At 55.3% G+C, this 17415-nt stretch carries 17 protein-coding genes and 2 pseudogenes; 17 read left to right on the top strand and 2 right to left on the bottom strand.

All coding sequences use genetic code 11. The features are described from left to right. Window positions 1-14 precede the first annotated feature (14 nt). The 16 genes and pseudogenes from IB144_RS10370 (at window position 15) to IB144_RS10445 (ending at window position 14815) form a co-directional block, all read left to right on the top strand. Entirely contained in the window at window positions 15-908 is an 894-nt protein-coding gene (locus IB144_RS10370; protein WP_004184615.1) for an SUMF1/EgtB/PvdO family nonheme iron enzyme, read from the top strand. Window positions 909-1203: 295 nt separating this feature from the next. Continuing rightward, window positions 1204-1437, top strand: a complete 234-nt coding sequence (locus IB144_RS10375) for an SUMF1/EgtB/PvdO family nonheme iron enzyme (RefSeq protein ID WP_162487910.1) — start codon at window positions 1204-1206, stop codon at window positions 1435-1437. Further along, window positions 1401-1973, top strand: a complete 573-nt coding sequence (locus tag IB144_RS10380; RefSeq protein WP_014343198.1) for an SUMF1/EgtB/PvdO family nonheme iron enzyme — start codon at window positions 1401-1403, stop codon at window positions 1971-1973. The genes IB144_RS10375 and IB144_RS10380 overlap by 37 nt, the downstream gene beginning before the upstream one ends. Window positions 1974-2136: 163 nt before the next feature. Then, window positions 2137-2452: pseudogene (locus IB144_RS10385) on the top strand (DUF6392 family protein). Beyond that, window positions 2449-2585, top strand: a pseudogene (locus tag IB144_RS10390) (DUF6392 family protein). Before IB144_RS10385 ends, IB144_RS10390 begins: the two co-directional pseudogenes overlap by 4 nt. Window positions 2586-2653: 68 nt before the next feature. Then, window positions 2654-2896 (top strand): DUF6392 family protein, encoded by a 243-nt coding sequence (locus IB144_RS10395; protein ID WP_014343194.1) that lies wholly within the window; start codon window positions 2654-2656, stop codon window positions 2894-2896. Window positions 2897-3193: 297 nt separating this feature from the next. Further along, window positions 3194-3460, top strand: a complete 267-nt coding sequence (locus tag IB144_RS10400; RefSeq protein WP_004175522.1) for a PAAR domain-containing protein — start codon at window positions 3194-3196, stop codon at window positions 3458-3460. Window positions 3461-3463: 3 nt separating this feature from the next. Beyond that, window positions 3464-4621 (top strand): hypothetical protein, encoded by a 1158-nt coding sequence (locus tag IB144_RS10405; protein ID WP_014343193.1) that lies wholly within the window; start codon window positions 3464-3466, stop codon window positions 4619-4621. Further along, window positions 4605-8015, top strand: a complete 3411-nt coding sequence (locus tag IB144_RS10410; RefSeq protein WP_040215882.1) for an ImcF-related family protein — start codon at window positions 4605-4607, stop codon at window positions 8013-8015. The genes IB144_RS10405 and IB144_RS10410 overlap by 17 nt, the downstream gene beginning before the upstream one ends. Before the next feature lie 133 nt (window positions 8016-8148). Further along, window positions 8149-9912 (top strand): type VI secretion system baseplate subunit TssF, encoded by a 1764-nt coding sequence (gene tssF, locus IB144_RS10415; RefSeq protein WP_032418816.1) that lies wholly within the window; start codon window positions 8149-8151, stop codon window positions 9910-9912. Between the two features lie 29 nt (window positions 9913-9941). After that, window positions 9942-10958 (top strand): type VI secretion system baseplate subunit TssG, encoded by a 1017-nt coding sequence (gene tssG / locus IB144_RS10420; RefSeq protein WP_021440342.1) that lies wholly within the window; start codon window positions 9942-9944, stop codon window positions 10956-10958. Continuing rightward, on the top strand, window positions 10939-11475 hold the full coding sequence (gene tssJ / locus IB144_RS10425) for a type VI secretion system lipoprotein TssJ (RefSeq protein ID WP_077256175.1): 537 nt from the start codon (window positions 10939-10941) through the stop codon (window positions 11473-11475). Before tssG ends, tssJ begins: the two co-directional genes overlap by 20 nt. Window positions 11476-11477: 2 nt before the next feature. Then, window positions 11478-11921 carry a type VI secretion system baseplate subunit TssE gene (gene tssE / locus IB144_RS10430; protein ID WP_032418818.1) on the top strand — a complete coding sequence of 148 codons (444 nt, stop codon included), beginning with the start codon at window positions 11478-11480 and terminating at the stop codon, window positions 11919-11921. Window positions 11922-11940: 19 nt separating this feature from the next. After that, window positions 11941-13356: a VasL domain-containing protein gene (locus tag IB144_RS10435; RefSeq protein WP_032418819.1), complete on the top strand. Its 1416-nt coding sequence runs from the start codon at window positions 11941-11943 to the stop codon at window positions 13354-13356. A gap of 131 nt (window positions 13357-13487) precedes the next feature. Beyond that, window positions 13488-14402 carry a sugar ABC transporter substrate-binding protein gene (locus IB144_RS10440; protein WP_032418820.1) on the top strand — a complete coding sequence of 305 codons (915 nt, stop codon included), beginning with the start codon at window positions 13488-13490 and terminating at the stop codon, window positions 14400-14402. An 83-nt stretch (window positions 14403-14485) separates the two neighbouring features. After that, the gene (locus tag IB144_RS10445) at window positions 14486-14815 is read left to right on the top strand and encodes a DUF1869 domain-containing protein (protein ID WP_004145442.1); all 330 of its coding nucleotides are present in this window, start codon (window positions 14486-14488) and stop codon (window positions 14813-14815) included. 80 nt (window positions 14816-14895) lie between these two features. Here the strand turns inward: IB144_RS10445 and ychF are convergent, their stop codons facing one another. Both ychF and pth read right to left on the bottom strand, forming a co-directional pair. After that, window positions 14896-15987: a redox-regulated ATPase YchF gene (gene ychF, locus IB144_RS10450; RefSeq protein WP_002910443.1), complete on the bottom strand. Its 1092-nt coding sequence runs from the start codon at window positions 15985-15987 to the stop codon at window positions 14896-14898. Window positions 15988-16104: 117 nt separating this feature from the next. Continuing rightward, the gene (pth, locus tag IB144_RS10455; protein WP_004180389.1) at window positions 16105-16689 is read right to left on the bottom strand and encodes an aminoacyl-tRNA hydrolase; all 585 of its coding nucleotides are present in this window, start codon (window positions 16687-16689) and stop codon (window positions 16105-16107) included. Between the two features lie 272 nt (window positions 16690-16961). On the opposite strand from pth, the gene ychH reads away from it, so the two are divergent. After that, on the top strand, window positions 16962-17237 hold the full coding sequence (gene ychH, locus IB144_RS10460; RefSeq protein WP_002910437.1) for a stress-induced protein YchH: 276 nt from the start codon (window positions 16962-16964) through the stop codon (window positions 17235-17237). The last annotated feature ends 178 nt before the right edge of the window (window positions 17238-17415 follow it).

The following is a 17415-nucleotide window of genomic DNA, read 5'->3' on the forward strand; positions in this document are numbered from 1 at the left end:
GCTTAGGTGATAAGATGAGAAAATTAATCGTAGTTGCTTCTGTTGCTGCCAGTTTACTGCTCGGGTGTGACCAGAAGAGTACTGACAAGCGTGAAACCCTGTCTGAAGCGCTTGTTGCTAAGTCACTCTCTAACATGGTTCCCGTTCAGGGCGGCGAGTTTTTAATGGGGGATTTTGGACCATTAGTCGGTCAAAAACTACCTTTCAGCATAAACCAGGATGATAAGGTATTACATAAAGTTGTATTAAGTGATTTTTCGATATCAAAGTTTAAAGTTACCAACGATGATTATAATAAATATCTGCAAATAACAGGGGTAAAAAAAGCGCCCATCCATATTTTTTTAAAAAATTATCCATCCTTGCAAAAAGGAGATTATTCTGTTGGTGTTACCTGGCAACAGGCAAAAGACTATTGTCAGTGGTTAGGTAAGGAGTCTGGTAACAAGATTGATTTACCAACAGAGGCGCAATGGGAATATGCAGCAAGATCCAGAGGTCAATATTTTCAGTTTCCAACAAATAATGGTGAGTATTTACCTGGAAAAAATGTTCCGGGTAAAGATGAATTAGATAAATATACAGATGGTTTTGGTTTCCCATTTTACCCAGTAGGCAAATATCCCCCAAATCCCCTGGGTCTGTATGACATGGGACTTAGTGGCTCAGAATGGACCAATGACTGGTATGCGTCAGATTATTACTCTCATTCTCCGGTAAACGATCCCCAGGGACCTGCGCAGGGTACTAAAAAAGTCCTGCGTGGATATATTGGCGGCGACAGACAGTACGCTTTAACCATGTTCAGGCAATCAAAATTGCCAGTTCCGAAGATCGATAAAGACGATGACTATGAAAAATATGGTGTTGGCCCGCAGTATGTCTTTCGTTGTGTCGTTAATAAATAATGTGTGATGCTATCTCTTATTTTAACCGAATCAGAATGCTCAACGAATATTCGGCTGAACCGGATAGGATATTTAATCTACGCCGGATTTCCTGATGTCAGAATATCTTGCCATGATTGATGACCAGCACCCGACGGGGATAATGACTGCCTGATGCAATGGCTGAGGTGATAAGATGATAAAATTAATCGTAGTTGCTTCTGTTGCCGCCAGTTTACTGCTCGGGTGCGATCAGGGAAATACCACCGGGAGTGAAAAAGCAGCTAAAGCACTTGTGGATAAATCGGTCTCTAATATGGTCCCTGTTCAGGGTGGTGAGTTTTTAATGGGTGATTTTGGTCCATTAGTTGGTGAAAAATTACTTTTCAGCATACAACAGGATGATAAAACTTTACATAAGGTTATTTTAAGTGATTTTTCGATATCAAAATATAAAGTCACCAACGATGATTTTAATGTTTATTTGAAAGTAACAGATAAAAAAATCCACCTGTGGATATACTGGCAAAACGTCATCCTTCTCTGCTAAAGGGGGATTATCCTGCAGGTGTTATCTGGCAACAGGCAAAAGATTATTGTCAGTGGTTAGGTAAAAAATCCGGTAAAAAAATTGATTTGCCGACAGAGGCACAATGGGAGTTTGCAGCAAGATCCAGAGGTCAGTATCTTCCGTTTGCTACTAACAATGGTGAGTTTTCACCAGGAAAAAATGTCCCCAGCCAGGATGAACTGAATAAATACACTGATGGGATGGGGCTTCCCATTTATCCAGTAGGTAAATACCCATCAAATCCCTTAGGCCTGTATGATATGGGACTGAGTGGTTCAGAATGGACCAATGACTGGTATGCAGAAGATTATTACTCCCACTCTCCGGTAAAGAATCCTCAGGGACCAGAGCAAGGGACCAAGAAAGTGTTGCGTGGGAATGTTGGCGGCGACAGACAGTACGCATTGACTATGTTTAGACAATCTGCTTCACCACTCCCAGAAGAAGTTGATGGTGACTATGAAAAATATGGTGTTGGTCCGCAGTATGTATTTCGTTGTGTCGTTAATAAATAATGTGTGATGCTATATCTTATTTTAAAAAATCGGTGGCGTTCAACATATAAGGTTTTTTTCTAATGCATGGTAAAATCATGTACAGTAGTGAAATTATTTCATCGTCATCAACGATGATTGTCAACGGAAAAAAGTGGTGCTCATTAAAAATCTGAAAGAAGAGATGTTAAGGTTTGAAGATGAAGCCAAAACTGACTGGCTGTTTCCTAATCCTATGCCGTTTGGTCTGGAACGAGTTATGATTCACCAGTGGGTGCGGGCTTATCTAGGATTTCCGATGGTTTACGTTGAAGCAAAAATTGTTATGACTGCTTATAGGGGGGGAAGAGATATATACCTTACCTATGCCTCATCAAAATAGTTCTGTCGGATTTACCTATAACAAGGATTTATTTTCAGAAACCGTGACTTTTTATCCACTGGAGCGAGCAAAGGAGATTCATATTGCGCTGGAGAAAAAGCGACTTGGTGGCAAATGAATATTGATATCGAACACTTGTGAAGCAATTAGGTAAACCTTATCAGGATATTTATGAACAAGGTTTAATTCCCTACAAAATAAAACCAACGATTACTGTTAGTGATGATATTTTCAGGCTGGATATGAGGTGAGAAGGAATATTTTCATCTTTTATAAATAACCAGAAAAAATCTTGAGGAAGTGACTTTGTGGTTAGAAGATGAAAAAAACGGCTTGGTTATTTCCTAATCCGCTGCCTTTTAGTCTTGAGCCAGTAATGACGCAGCGATGGATGCGCGAACGCTTTGGATTTCCCATAGGTTATGGCGAACGCAAAATGATAGGGAGCAATAATCGTCATATTAGCGAGGTATACCCACTGTTGCCACCTAATCAGAAAATGTCTGTTTTATTTCCTTATAATTCTGATTATTTTGTTGTTAGTGTATTTTTTATTGTATAGAGCATGCAATAGAAATTAAGGCGACTTTCGCGAGTATAAGGTCGTCTGGCAATTGGCGTTCGAAGTGAAAAATTATTAATGTAGGGGATATCACCTGGGGGAAGAAGTATGTATTAAGTAAAGAGAGGTGTGCAGATATTCCAGATATTATTTTATGTTTATTATTCTTCCTTTGACAGGAGTCGCCGGTTTTTATCTGTTATTAAATGTTATTGCCTCACTCTTTAGGTTGAAATAGATGCGATTGAGTATTCTAATTAATAATTACTGTATCGCTGATATATAAAAGGAAATTCAATGTCCAAAGGTTTTGTATTACTCGGCGATAAAACCACGCACGGCGGTGCTGTTATTTCCGCATCCTCCACCATGATTGTAAATGGAAAGCCCGTAGCGCTGGTGGGGGATAAAGTCAGCTGCCCGATTCCGGGACATGGCACTAATGCCATTATTGAGGGAGCGCCGGAATGGTCTTCCGATGGTAAAGCCATCGTGGTCGATGGCTGCAAATGTCAGTGCGGTTGCCAGGTGATTTCCGGCGCGCCGGAATGCGCGATAGGATAAAAAATGGGCTGGGTACGAACAAAAGCATTGACCATGGAGCAGCCATCGGCTCCTTCACTGACCCGATGGCTGTTTGCCGGTGTACTGATGGCGATTATCGGTGTCCTGCTCTTTACCCTCCATGCTTCCGGCACCGTAAAAATTCTCTCAGTGATAAATATCTGGTGGGTATCCCTGATGCCTGCAGGATGCTGGTTGCTGATTTTTTGCCTGCGTTGCTATCTGTGGGACAGGGATCTGAAAGCGCATCAGTTCTTGCTGAAAGAGGCGGAATACGGACAGCAGAGGTGGGAAGACTGGGCAGGGCGCTGGCTGGCCGTTCTGGGCAGTGCAGTGCTGTTGCCGGATCATATTTCTGCGGCGCATTGGGGGAGTGAGCGGCCTCAGCAATACGGACTTACCCGCCGGATTAATTACCTTCCGGCAGAAGAGCCCGTGCAGCTGAGTGCGATGCATGCGCTGCTGACCAGTATAGAAGAGCGCGTGCAGTGCCTGCCGGAAGAGCTACCGCTGTATGTCACCCTGATCACGGATAATCCCTCGCCTGAGCTGACCAGCAGTTTCAGTAATCTCTGGAAAGAACACATTCCTGGCCGCGCCGTGCCTGATGATATTACCGTTACCGGCTCATTCTCACTGTCGGAAGTGGAGGAGCGCCTGAAGCAGCCTGTACTGACGGTCAATTTACTCCTGGTCATCCAGCTCAACGGTGGTACAGCATACTCCGACGGGCTGGCCGTGCTGCTGCTGACCAGCGATGATGTGGCGCAAAAATACCATCTGCCGCACTCATCACGGCTGTTACGTCCTATGCCCTTAGATATGACGAACTTTGAAGACGATATCACCCTGTTTCTGGAAACCCAGACTGTCGCCTGCCAGACGCCCTCCGTTATCGGGGACGCAAAAAAATGGACGGAAAGAAGCGCCGCGCTTATCACGCAGGGCGGCAAAATGCATACCCCATGGAAAGCTGAAGATATCGCGCTGCTGGAAAAATGGTGCGGTATTCCGGGACCCGCAGCGCCCTGGCTCCTGACCGCGCTGGCAGCCGATCTGGTCAGCCTCCGTAAACAGCCCCTGCTGGCGTTATTTTCCAGCGAACAGGAACATTTTATCAGTACCATCACCCCAGGGAGTGAAGATGAATATACCGGGTAATGGCCTGGGCCGGTTTGGCCTGGCCGGGCTTACGTTGGCCGGGATGGCTGCAATATGGTGGGGGATCACCCGCTATGGCGGCATGCTGAATATCAATACGCGGGGCGAGCAGGTACTGGCGTTTGTCCAGGTCTGTCTGGCGTTGGTATTTGTTTTTTACCTTCCTGCAATGTCCCGCCGTGTGAAGGAGAGTTTATATCGCCGGCAGTCGCAGCAGGACAGCGTCTTACCCGGCGAAGAAGGGCGCGTGGCGCTGACACCTCCCCATCATATTACGGTGGGGGAAATTCGCCAGACTCTACGCTATCAGTATGGACGCGCCTGGTCCCGCAAAGTCCGTATTCTGCTGATAATTGGCTCAGTCAGAGACGTAGAACAACTGACCCCAAAGCTCACGCAGGAACTCTGGCAGGAAGATCAGGGTACATTATTGCTGTGGGGTGGAGACCCTGGGGCAGCGGTAGATAACGCCTGGTTCACAGCGCTGCGTAAACTGCGTTATCGCCCGGCTGATGGTATGGTGTGGGTAACATCGGGCTTTGACGGCGTTTTGACAACGATGAACAGAACGAAGCCCAGGCTCACGCCAGATGAAATGGACAGTGTGTCTCACTCTCTAAAGCTACGCTTCGAAGCTCTTGGCTGGAAACTACCCCTATACGTCTGGTCGCTGTATGAGGGGGGCAACGAAAAAAATGGACGTATCACTCAGCCTGTAGGCTGCCTGTTACCTGCAGGTTGTACGCCGCAAATAGTTGCCGAACAGTTCACTGCCCTGGCGTCGTTACTGATAGAGCAGGGCATCCAGCAGATATGCGGGCAACCACAGCACAATTTTTTACTCGCGCTGGCCGATCAGTTGACCCGTAAACCGGAAACGGTGACGGAGCCGTTATCGGTATTGCTTAATCCTTACCGCCCGCAGCCGCTGGCCGGGGTGGTATTTAGTGAGGCGTCAGTAGAGGCTGGTCGCAGTGTCCGTCATCACTGGGGACGGGATAACCGCTGGGAAACGATACCAGACTCAGTGCTGTGGTTGCCAGCCGGTCTACGTCCGCGCAAACAGGGAGTCAACTGGATGCGTGGGATGAGCGTGGCCGCCGCCGCCCTGATGTTACTCTGGGCCGCCTCAATGACAGTCTCTTTTATCTCCAACCGCCACCTGGTGGCGATCGCACAGCAGCAGGTGCAGCAGGCCTCGGCGGGAAAACAGCCGCTGGCCGTACGCCTGTATGCGCTCTCCGCGTTACAGAAAACGCTTTCTCAACTGGAATACCGCTCGCAGCACGGAGCGCCGTGGTACCTCCGCGCTGGCCTCAGTCAGAACGATGACCTGCTGGCGGCGCTGTTCCCGCGCTACGGGGAGATGGCGCAACCGCTGCTGCGCGATGCGGCGGCGCATCATCTGGAAGAGCAGCTCACCGCCTTCGTGCAGCTGCCGCCGGACAGCCCACTGCGTGAGAAGATGACGAAGACCGCTTACGGACAACTGAAACAATATCTGATGTTGACCCGCCCGGAAAAAATGGACGCCGCGTGGTTCGCCACTACGCTAATGCAGGACTGGCCGCAGCGCTCAGGCATCGCCGACGCCGTCTGGCAGGGCAGCGGCCCTTCGCTGCTGGCATTTTATGCCGCCAGCCTGGCATCGCATCCGCAGTGGCGTCTGCCTGTCGATGACGGTCTGGTCAGCCAGGTGCGCACACGGTTAATTCGCCAACTGGGCCAGCGCAACAGTGAGTCCACGCTTTACCAGAAGATGCTCGCGCAGGTGGCGAATCAGTATGCCGATATGCGCCTGGCGGATATGACTGCCGACACCGATGCTTCGCGTCTGTTCAGCACTGATGAGGTGGTGCCGGGAATGTTTACCCGTCAGGCCTGGGAGCAGGCCGTGCAGCCGGCCATTGAGAAAGTGGTCGCGGAACGCCGCGATGAAATGGACTGGGTGCTGAGCGATACGAAGCAGACTGCCGCGCAGTCGACGTCGCCGGAAGCTCTGCGAGCCAGGCTGGCGGAGCGTTATTTCGCTGATTTCAGCGGCGCCTGGCTGGATTTCCTCAACAGTCTGCGCTGGCAGCGCGCGGCGACCCTCTCCGATGCTATCGACCAGCTGACCCTGATGGCCGATGTGCGCCAGTCGCCGCTGGTGGCGCTGATGAACACCCTGAGCGTGCAGGGGCGAACCGGCCAGACCGGGGAAGCCATCGCCGATTCGCTGGTCAAATCGGCCAGGCAGCTGTTCAACCGTGATAACTCGCCCGTCATCGATCAACGGTCCGGCGCGCGCGGTCCTCTGGATGCCACCTTCGGGCCCGTACTGGCGCTGCTGGACAATCGCGACGGCGGGACACCCACCAGCCGTCTTAGCCTGCAGACCTTCCTGACCCGCGTCACCCAGGTGCGTCTGCGCCTGCAGCAGGTCACCAACGCCACCGATCCGCAGGCGATGACCCGGTTGCTTGCGCAGACGGTATTCCAGGGCAAGGCCGTGGATTTAACCGAAACGCGCGACTACGGCAGCCTGGTGGCGGCGGGGCTGGGCCAGGAGTGGAGTGGATTTGGGCAGACGCTGTTTGTTCGCCCGATGGAACAGGCCTGGCAGCAGGTGCTGACCCCGGCGGCGGAAAGCCTCAACGCCCAGTGGCGCAGCGCAGTGGTGGAGGACTGGAATAGCGCTTTTGGCGGTCGCTACCCCTTTAAAAATACCAGCAGTGAAGTCTCTCTGCCGCTGCTGGCAAAATACCTCAACAGCGAGACCGGGCGCATCGCCCGCTTTCTGCAGACCCGGTTGAACGGCGTGCTGCATAAAGAGGGGAGCCGCTGGATGGCGGACAGTATCAATGCTCAGGGGCTGACGTTTAACCCGGCCTTTCTGCAGGCGATGAATACCCTGAGCCATCTCTCCGACGTCGCGTTCGCCAACGGCGAAGCGGGATTGCATTTTGCGCTTCGCCCCGGCACGGCGGACGGCGTGATGCAGACGGAGCTGGTAATCGACAGTCAGAAACTTGTCTATATGAACCAGATGCCGGTCTGGCGGCGGTTCAGCTGGCCCGCTGACACCGAAGCGCCGGGCGCCAGTCTGAGCTGGATCAGTACCCGGGCGGGCACCCGCCAGTATGGCGATTTCCCGGGCGCCTGGGGGTGGATCCGTCTGCTGGATAAGGCGGTGGTCAGCGCTTATCCCGGAACGAGCAGCAGCTGGAGCCTGAGCTGGAAAGCGCCGGATGGTCTGTTGCTGAACTACACGCTGCGTACCGAGGCGGGGGAAGGACCGCTGGCGCTGCTGGCGCTGCGAAACTTTACGCTACCGGAGACGATATTCAGCGTGCGCGCGTCTGCTGAACGTGTTCCGCTGACCGACGATATACCCCGCGAAGAGGGATACTGAACCTTCTCCCTCACTGATTGGCGTTGACCTGCAACGCCAGGCCTCCTTCGCTCATGGCCGCCCGACGGCCAACTAATCTGACCGCGCAGCCATGCTGCGTGTCTCCCTGTAGACGAATAAGGGAATATTCATAATGGACGATTTAACCCTGCGATATTTTGATGCTGAAATGCGCTACCTGCGCGAGGCGGCAAAAGCGTTCGCGCAGGCTCACCCCGATCGGGCGGCGATGCTGGATCTCGATAAAGCCGGTACGCCGGACCCTTATGTAGAGCGCCTGTTTGAAGGCTTTGCCTTTTCCGTAGGTCGCTTGCGCGAAAAAATTGATGATGATCTGCCGGAGCTGACCGAGGGGCTGGTCAGCATGCTGTGGCCGCACTATTTGCGCACTATTCCATCGCTATCGATCGTGGCGCTGACCCCAACGCTGCCGGCGATGAAGATAGCGGAAACGGTGCCCGCCGGGTTTGAGATTAGCTCCCGCCCACTGGGGCCGAAAAATACCGTGTGCCGGTACCGAACCACCCGCGATCTGACGCTTAACCCGCTGGCGATAGAGGAGGCGGTGATGACGGCGGAGCCGGACGGACGTTCGGCCCTGCGACTACGATTCGCCTGTAGCGAGCTGGCTGACTGGTCGCAGACCGATCTCCGCCACCTGGCGCTGTACCTGGGGGAAGACGCTGTTACCGGCAGCGCCCTCCATCTGTGGCTGACCCGACGCCAGGCCGCGCTGTACCTGCGTCTGCCGGGTCAGACAGAGCGGGTAAGCCTCGACGGCTATTTTTCCCCGGGGGGATTCAGCGAGGAGGATCGTTTATGGCCGAAAGGGGAGAGCGCTTTCAGCGGCTATCAGCTGCTGCTCGAGTATTTCACCTTTCGCGAAAAATTTATGTTCGTGCAGCTAAATGGCCTGGAAAACATCACCCTGCCGGCGGGGATATCGCATTTCACGCTTGAGGTGGTGTTCAGCGAGGTCTGGCAAAGTGATTTACCCGTCAGCGCAAGCAGCCTACGCCTGCACTGTGTGCCGGTGATTAACCTGTTTACCCTTGAGGCCGATCCGTTGACCATCAGCGGGCTGGAGAGCGAATACCTCCTGCGTCCGAAGCGCCTGCAGGACGGGCATACCGAAATCTATTCTGTTGACAGCGTGACCGGCTCCGGGCGCACCGGGGAGGCACGCTATGTGCCTTTCACCCGCTTTCGTCACCAGGGGGGAATGATGCGTCGCCATGCGCCGGAGCGCTACTACCACACCCGCGTAAAACGGGGCGTAACCGGCATGCACGATACCTGGCTTATCCTCGGCGGACAGCAATGGGAGGCTGACCGGGAGCTGGCGCGGGAAACGGTCTCCTTGCGCATCACCGGCACTAACGGCCAGCTGCCGCGCCGGGCGCTACAGAGCACGCTGCTGGATCGCTGTGAGTCGATATCAGCCACGCCGCTTACCGTCCGCAATCTCTGTAAGCCCACGCTGCCGGCCTATCCCCCGGCGGAAGACCGCTACCACTGGCGGGTCATGAGCCATCTGGGCACCCGTTTTCTCAACATGATGAGCAGCGCCGAGGTGCTGCGCGGCACGCTGTCGCTCTACAACTGGCGGGAGGATGAGCTCAATAATCGCCGTCTGGACGCCATTCTGGCGGTCAGCCATCACCGAATTCAGCGTTTCGAGCAGGGTTTCCTGCTGCGCGGGCTGGATATCGAAGTGACGCTCGACGGTAGCGGATTTACCGGTGCGGGCGATGTCCACCTGTTTGGCGATATGCTCAACCGCTTTTTCGCACTGTATGCCGATATGAATCAGTTCAACCAGCTGACGCTCATTGTTCAACCTGAAGGGAAATGTATCCGGTGGAAAGAGAATCACAGTCTGCGCCTTCCCGGCTGATGGCGCAGCTCCGGCCTCAGTTGCCGTACATGAATTTTTACCGCTTCTGCCAGTTGCTGGAGAAGAACCATCCGAAGGCGCCGATCATCGGCAGCGGCTGGCTATTAGGTGATGAACCCATACGCTTTCGCCCGCATCCGGGGATGGGCTTTCCGGCTGGCGAAATCCGTGGAATGGACGATCCTGAACCGCCCCGTCCGCCGGCGGTTCGCGTGACTTTTATGGGACTCTACGGCGTGGAATCCCCGCTGCCGACCCACTATAGCGATGACATTGCGCAACGGCGGGAAGGCGTCGAGGCCACCGAGGATTTCCTCGATATCTTTAACCATCGGCTGATCGCCCAGTATTACCGTATCTGGCGCAAATATTCCTACCCGGCAACCTTTAGGGCGGGCGGCACGGATAACATCTCGCAGTATCTGCTGGGCCTGGCGGGGCTGGGCATACCGGGATGTGCCGCCGTTGCCGCAGCGCCGCTGTCGCGATTTCTGGCGCTGCTGCCGGTGATGATGCTGCCGGGGAGATCCGGGGAAGGCATGGAGGCGCTGGTGGCGCTCCTGGCCCCGGGGACCCGGGCGACGGTGTACCACCACGATCCCTGCCGGATCCCCTTGTCGCAGCCGTTAACGATGAGCGTCCGTCAGCCGGTTAGCCTGCAACATAGGCCAGTGATGGGAACCCACGCCACGGATGTGAACGGTCAGGTATTGCTGCAGCTGGCCACGGAAAAGCCTCATGAGGTTCGCGGCTGGCTGCCCGGCGGCGAACTGTTCAGCGACCTGATGGCGCTTCTGCACGTCTGGCTCGGATCTCATCTTGACGTGCGGCTGCAGCTTTGCGTCGCCCGCCATTTACTGCCGGATGCGCAACTTTGCTGCCAGCAGGAGCATGCCGTCCAGCTCGGCCGTACCGCTGTGCTGCGTCCGCTGGATGCGCAGAAGCAGGCTGACGACAGAGTCACGATTTATCTGGGGCGCTATCAGCGCGTCCGGGAAAATATCCACCGCAGGGAGAGCGATGAAGATGGCGATTACCGCAGTTAAACCCTCCGCCAGGTTGCTGGCATTCCTCATGGTTACCGTCTTAACCGGCTGCGGCCTGACGCAGACCGTGAAAGACGGCGCCGTTTCCGTGACCCAGTCCATTTTTTACCCCCAGGTGAAAACCCTGCATCTGGATCTTCGCGCCCGGGAAGGCGTGAATAACAACGCCAAAGGCGCCTCCCTGGCGACGGTGGTGCGTATTTATCAGCTGAAGGACCGGCAAGCGTTCGACAATACTGACTACCCGTCGCTGTTTGCCGGCGATGGCCAGGCGCTGCATGCGGACCGGGTGGCGGAAAAAGATGTTCGCCTGCGTCCGGGCGAATCGGTGACCGTCGATATGCCCATGGAAACCAGCGCGCAGTTTGTGGCGGTGGCGGCCATGTTTATCGATCCAGACGTGACGCAAAACAGCTGGCGGCTGGTACTCACCCGGGACGAACTTGATCCGGCGAGGCCGCGCATTATCGAAGCCAGCCAAAATCAACTGACGCTGCACCCGTTTAAGGAGAAGTGAAAATGCCTCGTCCCTCCCTGTATGACATCCTGTACGGCAATTTCGCCGGCGGGCTTGACCTGAATACTGTCAGCGAAACGGATCAGGTCATCCTGTCGGTGCTCGATAACATGCAGCGCATCCTCAACTGTCGGGCCGGAACGCTGGCGCATCTGCCGGACTACGGCCTGCCGGATATGACCGCTGTCCTCCAGGGGATGCCAGCGTCGGCGCACCAGCTGATGAGCACGTTGTCGGCGGTGTTGCTGAAATACGAACCGCGCCTGCAGCGGATCGCGGTGGTGATGCTCGATCAGCATGCGCCCGGCGACCTGCGCTATGCCATTGATGCGGAGCTGAAGGATATTGGCCTGGTGCGTTACGGCACGGAGTTTATGCCCGAGGGCAGGGTGTTGATCCGCCACCTCAAACGTCAGCAGTACCTTGACGCCCGCTCCGCCCTCTAATCTCTCGCTGAAAGACATCATGATGACAACACACCACGACCGTCACTATAAAGCCGGTGGCGACCCGCGCACGCTGGCTGATTTTATGGCCCTGCGTGCGGAAATGAACAAGCTCAGCCACCCGGCGCGGCCGGATATTAACTGGCCGTATGCCGAGCAGCTTGCCCGCGGGCTGTTGGAGCATCACGGCGCGGACCTGCAGACTGTCGCCTGGTATACCCTGGCCCGCGCCCGGCTGGGCGGGGTGGCAGGGATCAATGAGGGGCTGACGCTGATGGAGTCGCTGCTGGTTCGTCAGGGGAAAAACCTGTGGCCACAGGCGCTCCCGGCCCGGACAGAGATCTTCCGCACCCTGAGCAAGCGGCTGCGGCAGGTGATCCGTACCCTGAATCTTACCCCAGAGGATGTTGAGTCGCTTGAGCAGGCTGAACGTTCGCTGCAAAGCTTCGACGCAGTGCTCCAGCGCCTTGAGATCGCTCCTGAAAACCAGCTGAGCGACCTGCGGGCGCTACTGCACAGCACGGCAACTCGCTTCGAGAGCCTCGACCCTGCGCCAGCGCTTCCCACCGCGCCGCCGGTGGCGGTGTCTGACGCGGAACTTCCCGGCACTCTGGTCAGCAAAGAGGATGCGGCGAAGGTTGAGCCAGTGCCAGACCTAAAACGTAGACCAAAGGCTGAGCCGCTGGCTCCGCCTTCACCTGCAAAGCGGCCCGCGCCGGTGGCGGCGTCTACTCCGGCACCCGTGCCGCGCTGGAAGCCGTTTATCGCCGGGATGGTTACCATGCTGGCGGTAACGGGTATCGCCGTCGGCGGATGGCTGGTGCTGCGTCAGTCCGACTTGCCGCCCATTTCGGTCACCCAAAATGCCGGACCGATACCGGGCCTGCCGGCGACAACGCCCCCGGGGCCGGTTGATCTGCCACAGACGCAGCGCCAGCTTGGCGAGCTTGCCCGCCTGGCGCCGGACTGGGCGGTCAGCTACGGCGACCAGCTGGTCCACCAGGCCCTGATCCGCTGGCCGGATCAGGCGCAACCGCTGGCGCAGCAGTGGCGGCAGCAGCTGAGTGCTGGCGCATTGCCCGCGGAAAATCTTACCGGCTGGTCGGAGGGCATGCAGCAGCTGCAGCGGCTCGCCGACCAGCTCAATGCCCTCGACGAGCAGAAGGGGAAGTACCTGACGGTGAGCGAACTGAAAACCGCAGTATTTGCCATCACACAGTCGTTTAACCGCGCTGTTCCGCTGGAGGAGCAGTTGCGCCAGCTGGCCGCGCTTCCCGTTGATCAACCCTGGTCAGCCGCGCGGGGAAGCCTCGCGGAGCTGCATCTGCAACAGCTGATAGTGGAGTATGCCCTGCTGAAGCGAAAACAGCCGGCGTCGCCGACCGCTGCGCTCCCCACAACCGGTGAGCCCTCGGTGAGTGAGGCGGTGAAATAAAGTGTGCGCATGGCAACATTTTCTTTACATCAATATTGCAAGAACCGAACGCCCTTCGTAGTCTGAAAATGATTTAAATATACCGTTTGTAGTTGTATTGAAAATTTTATTTCGATCTCTGAGGGCATACTATGAAGCACTGTAAAATCATCCTGTTAGTAGGCCTTCTGGCCAGTTCCGCTTCGGCATTAGCGGAGAAGATCGGCGTCTCAATGGCCTACTTCGATCAAAACTTTCTCACTATTATCCGCCAGTCCATTGAGAAAGAAGCTCAAGCCCGCCACGTCGACGTACAGTTTGAAGACGCCCGCGGCGACACCGGACGCCAGGCCGATCAGGTGCAGAGCTTCATCGCCTCCGGCGTGGACGCGATCATCGTTGACCCGGTGGACTCCGCCAGCACCCCGCAGCTGACGAAGATGGCGCAGCAGGCCAAAATGCCGCTGGTGTATGTGAACCGGACGCCGGGGGATAAAACGTTACCGCCCGGCGTGGTGTTTGTCGGTTCGGACGAGCGGGAGTCTGGCACATTGCAGATGGAGGCGCTGGCGAAGCTGGCAAACTACAAAGGCAACGTCGCCATCATGATCGGCAATCTCACCGACGCCGGCGCGCTGCAGCGCACCAAAGATGTGGAGCAGGTGGTGGCCAAGTATCCGGCAATGAAAGTGGTGCAGAAACAGCCGGCCAACTATTCCCGCAGCGAGGGAATGGATCTGATGCAGAACTGGACGGGCAACGGAGAAGCGATTGATATTGTGGCGGCGAACAACGATGAGATGGCGATTGGCGCGGCGATGGCGCTGGAGAAAAGCCAGAAGAAGCTGCTGATCGGCGGGATCGACGCCACCCCGGACGGGCTGAAAGCCCTGGCCAGCGATAAGATTCAGGTGACGATTTTCCAGGACGCCGTCGGTCAGGGCAAAACGGCCTTAGCGGTAGCGCTGAAGCTGATTAAAGGAGAAAAGGTCGAGTCTCATGTCTGGATCCCGTTTGAGTTAGTGACCAAAGAAAACATGCAGACCTATGTGGAAAAGAGTCATTAACGGCAAGGCGCAGGCGCGCGAACCTGGCTGATAAAACCGGGCTGATAATGTGACGCCCGGGCAACTAAATCGGAGGAAAAGGCATGGCAACGGCAAGAAGCGGCTATACGCTGCAGGTGATAAAGGCAGGGCAGCAGGGGCATGTTGAAATGAGATGGGGGCATCTCGCAGACGTTGATACGCGCGCGGCGGCGGCGGCTATCATGCAGCATATCGGGCGTTCTTCGTCCTCGCGGGGCCAGCAGGAGATCAGCCTGTCGCTGACCAATGCCGCCAGCGGTATCTCGGTGGAGCTTCATCACCCGGCCTCAGGGGAAAGCGCTACCCCGGCTTTTATTGAGGCTGAGTTAAAGAAAATTGTGCAGATCGTTGATGGCTACGAGGCGGCAGAAGATACCCATATTGTGGAGTAGCGTGTCGCCTGGGTAAAAAAAATCCACGCCGCTGCGTGGATTTTTTTGCGCGGTGGCGGCGAAAACGCCAGCCAGTGGGATTAGACGTTGAACAGGAAGTTCATCACATCGCCATCTTTCACGATGTAGTCTTTACCTTCAGCACGCATTTTACCGGCTTCTTTCGCGCCCTGTTCGCCTTTGTAGGCAATGAAGTCTTCATAAGCGATGGTCTGCGCGCGGATAAAGCCTTTTTCGAAGTCGGTGTGGATCTTACCGGCTGCCTGCGGCGCGGTCGCTCCCACCGGGATGGTCCATGCGCGAACTTCTTTCACGCCCGCGGTGAAGTAGGTCTGCAGGTTCAGCAGAGCGTAACCGGCGCGGATCACGCGGTTCAGGCCCGGCTCTTCGAGGCCCAGCTCAGCCATGAACTCGTCACGCTCTTCATCGTCCAGCTCGGCGATGTCCGCTTCAACGGCGGCGCACACCGGCACCACCACAGACCCTTCCTGCTCGGCGATGGCGCGAACCTGATCGAGGTACGGGTTGTTCTCGAAACCGTCTTCATTGACGTTCGCGATGTACATGGTCGGCTTCAGGGTCAGGAAGCTCAGATAGCGGATGGCCTCTTTCTCTTCTTTGGTCAGATCCAGCGCACGCAGCATACCGGCGTTTTCCAGCTGCGGCAGGCATTTTTCCAGCGCGGCCAGCTCAACCTTCGCGTCTTTATCGCCGCCTTTGGCTTTTTTGGAGACGCGGTGAATCGCGCGTTCGCAGGTATCAAGGTCAGACAGCGCCAGTTCGGTATTGATAACATCGATATCTTCCGCCGGGTTCACTTTCCCCGCGACGTGAATAATATTATCGTTTTCAAAGCAGCGAACCACATGGCCGATGGCTTCGGTTTCACGGATGTTGGTCAGAAACTGGTTGCCAAGACCTTCACCTTTGGACGCGCCTTTCACCAGGCCCGCGATATCCACGAACTCCATGGTGGTCGGCAGGATGCGCTGCGGTTTGACGATTTCAGCCAGCTTGTCCAGACGCGGATCGGGCATCGGTACGACACCGGTGTTCGGCTCAATGGTACAGAAGGGGAAGTTGGCCGCTTCAATACCCGCTTTGGTGAGCGCATTGAACAGGGTGGATTTGCCGACGTTGGGCAAACCGACGATACCGCATTTGAATCCCATGATTTAAATCACCTTAATCTTTGGATAATCAATCTGTTACAAGGAACAGATTGCAGAAAATTGAATAGCTTTGCCTATTATACACGGTGCGCGGCAAAAATGCCGCACGACAACGGCTTATTGCGCCTTAAAGGCGTGCAAACGGTTGGTCGCTTTGGTCAGCCCGTCCTTTAACCAGATTTCGGTACAGCGCGCCGCTTCGTCGACAGCGTCATCGATCAGTTTCTGCTCGCTGGCCGGTGGTTTGCCAAGCACAAAGCCGACAACCTTGTTTTTGTCGCCCGGATGGCCGATTCCGACGCGTAAACGGTGAAAGTTCGGGTTATTGCCGAGCTTACTGATGATATCCTTCAGGCCATTGTGGCCGCCATGGCCACCGCCAAGCTTAAATTTCGCCACGCCCGGCGGTAAATCCAGCTCGTCATGGGCGACCAGAATTTCATCCGGGTTGATGCGATAAAAGGTCGCCATCGCGGCCACGGCTTTACCGCTGAGGTTCATAAAGGTAGTGGGGACCAGCAGGCGGACGTCCTCGCCCGCCAGGTTGATGCGCGAGGTGTAGCCGAAGAATTTGCTCTCTTCGCGCAGCGGCGCACGATGGCGATCCGCCAGTAAATCCACATACCAGGCGCCAGCGTTGTGCCGGGTGGCGGCATATTCCGCACCGGGGTTGGCCAGGCCGACAATCAGTTTAATGGTCACGTTTTCTATCCTGCATGGGGCATTCTCTGCCGCGTAGTGTACTGTCTGCGGGCGCGCTTGACAAAATTCTGGCTATTAGACAATACCCGCATTGATGATTTACTCACTAAATCATTAGAATTTGATATGGTTCATAGACTTATTTGTAAATTTTTGTCTATTCGCTGTTCACTAATGTGATCGTGGACGCACTCCGCAGAAGAGACCTTGTCTATACTACACCTATAAGATTTGGGGACATTCCCTGGCAACCCAAAGTCCGGAGGTGACACATGAAACGCAAAAACGCTTCGTTACTCGGTAACGTACTCATGGGGTTAGGGTTGGTGGTGATGGTTGTGGGGGTAGGTTACTCCATTCTGAACCAGCTTCCGCAGCTTAACCTGCCACAATTCTTTGCGCATGGCGCAATCCTAAGCATCTTCGTTGGCGCAGTGCTCTGGCTGGCCGGTGCCCGTATTGGCGGCCACGAGCAGGTCAGCGACCGCTACTGGTGGGTGCGCCACTACGATAAACGCTGCCGTCGTAACCAGCATCGTCACAGCTAACCGTAGCATGATTTCCCGCATCGGCCGCTAAAGGCCGATGCGCTTTTCTGTGTCTCACTTTATCTCTTCCTCTTTTTCCCGCCATATTACGCCCCCATTCCGTCCTGGTCTTCGTGCTGCTATGGTTGCCAGCAAAAATGAATAGCAAGCGCGGTTTTTGCTTGACCCTGACGTTACG

This window comes from Klebsiella sp. K4, assembly GCF_014596785.2.
Taxonomy (GTDB): Bacteria; Pseudomonadota; Gammaproteobacteria; order Enterobacterales; family Enterobacteriaceae; genus Klebsiella; species Klebsiella pneumoniae.

Bases quoted from the DNA above. Each gene is read 5' to 3' on its own strand.
- tssJ (WP_077256175.1), top strand. From the start codon at position 10,939: ATGGCGATTACCGCAGTTAAACCCTCCGCCAGGTTGCTGGCATTCCTC.
- IB144_RS10445 (WP_004145442.1), top strand. From the start codon at position 14,486: ATGGCAACGGCAAGAAGCGGCTATACGCTGCAGGTGATAAAGGCAGGG.
- IB144_RS10410 (WP_040215882.1), top strand. From the start codon at position 4,605: ATGAATATACCGGGTAATGGCCTGGGCCGGTTTGGCCTGGCCGGGCTT.
- ychF (WP_002910443.1), bottom strand. From the start codon at position 15,987: ATGGGATTCAAATGCGGTATCGTCGGTTTGCCCAACGTCGGCAAATCC.
- tssF (WP_032418816.1), top strand. From the start codon at position 8,149: ATGGACGATTTAACCCTGCGATATTTTGATGCTGAAATGCGCTACCTG.
- IB144_RS10400 (WP_004175522.1), top strand. From the start codon at position 3,194: ATGTCCAAAGGTTTTGTATTACTCGGCGATAAAACCACGCACGGCGGT.
- IB144_RS10435 (WP_032418819.1), top strand. From the start codon at position 11,941: ATGATGACAACACACCACGACCGTCACTATAAAGCCGGTGGCGACCCG.
- IB144_RS10370 (WP_004184615.1), top strand. From the start codon at position 15: ATGAGAAAATTAATCGTAGTTGCTTCTGTTGCTGCCAGTTTACTGCTC.
- IB144_RS10395 (WP_014343194.1), top strand. From the start codon at position 2,654: ATGAAAAAAACGGCTTGGTTATTTCCTAATCCGCTGCCTTTTAGTCTT.
- tssE (WP_032418818.1), top strand. From the start codon at position 11,478: ATGCCTCGTCCCTCCCTGTATGACATCCTGTACGGCAATTTCGCCGGC.
- ychH (WP_002910437.1), top strand. From the start codon at position 16,962: ATGAAACGCAAAAACGCTTCGTTACTCGGTAACGTACTCATGGGGTTA.
- IB144_RS10405 (WP_014343193.1), top strand. From the start codon at position 3,464: ATGGGCTGGGTACGAACAAAAGCATTGACCATGGAGCAGCCATCGGCT.
- IB144_RS10440 (WP_032418820.1), top strand. From the start codon at position 13,488: ATGAAGCACTGTAAAATCATCCTGTTAGTAGGCCTTCTGGCCAGTTCC.
- tssG (WP_021440342.1), top strand. From the start codon at position 9,942: ATGAATTTTTACCGCTTCTGCCAGTTGCTGGAGAAGAACCATCCGAAG.
- IB144_RS10375 (WP_162487910.1), top strand. From the start codon at position 1,204: ATGGTCCCTGTTCAGGGTGGTGAGTTTTTAATGGGTGATTTTGGTCCA.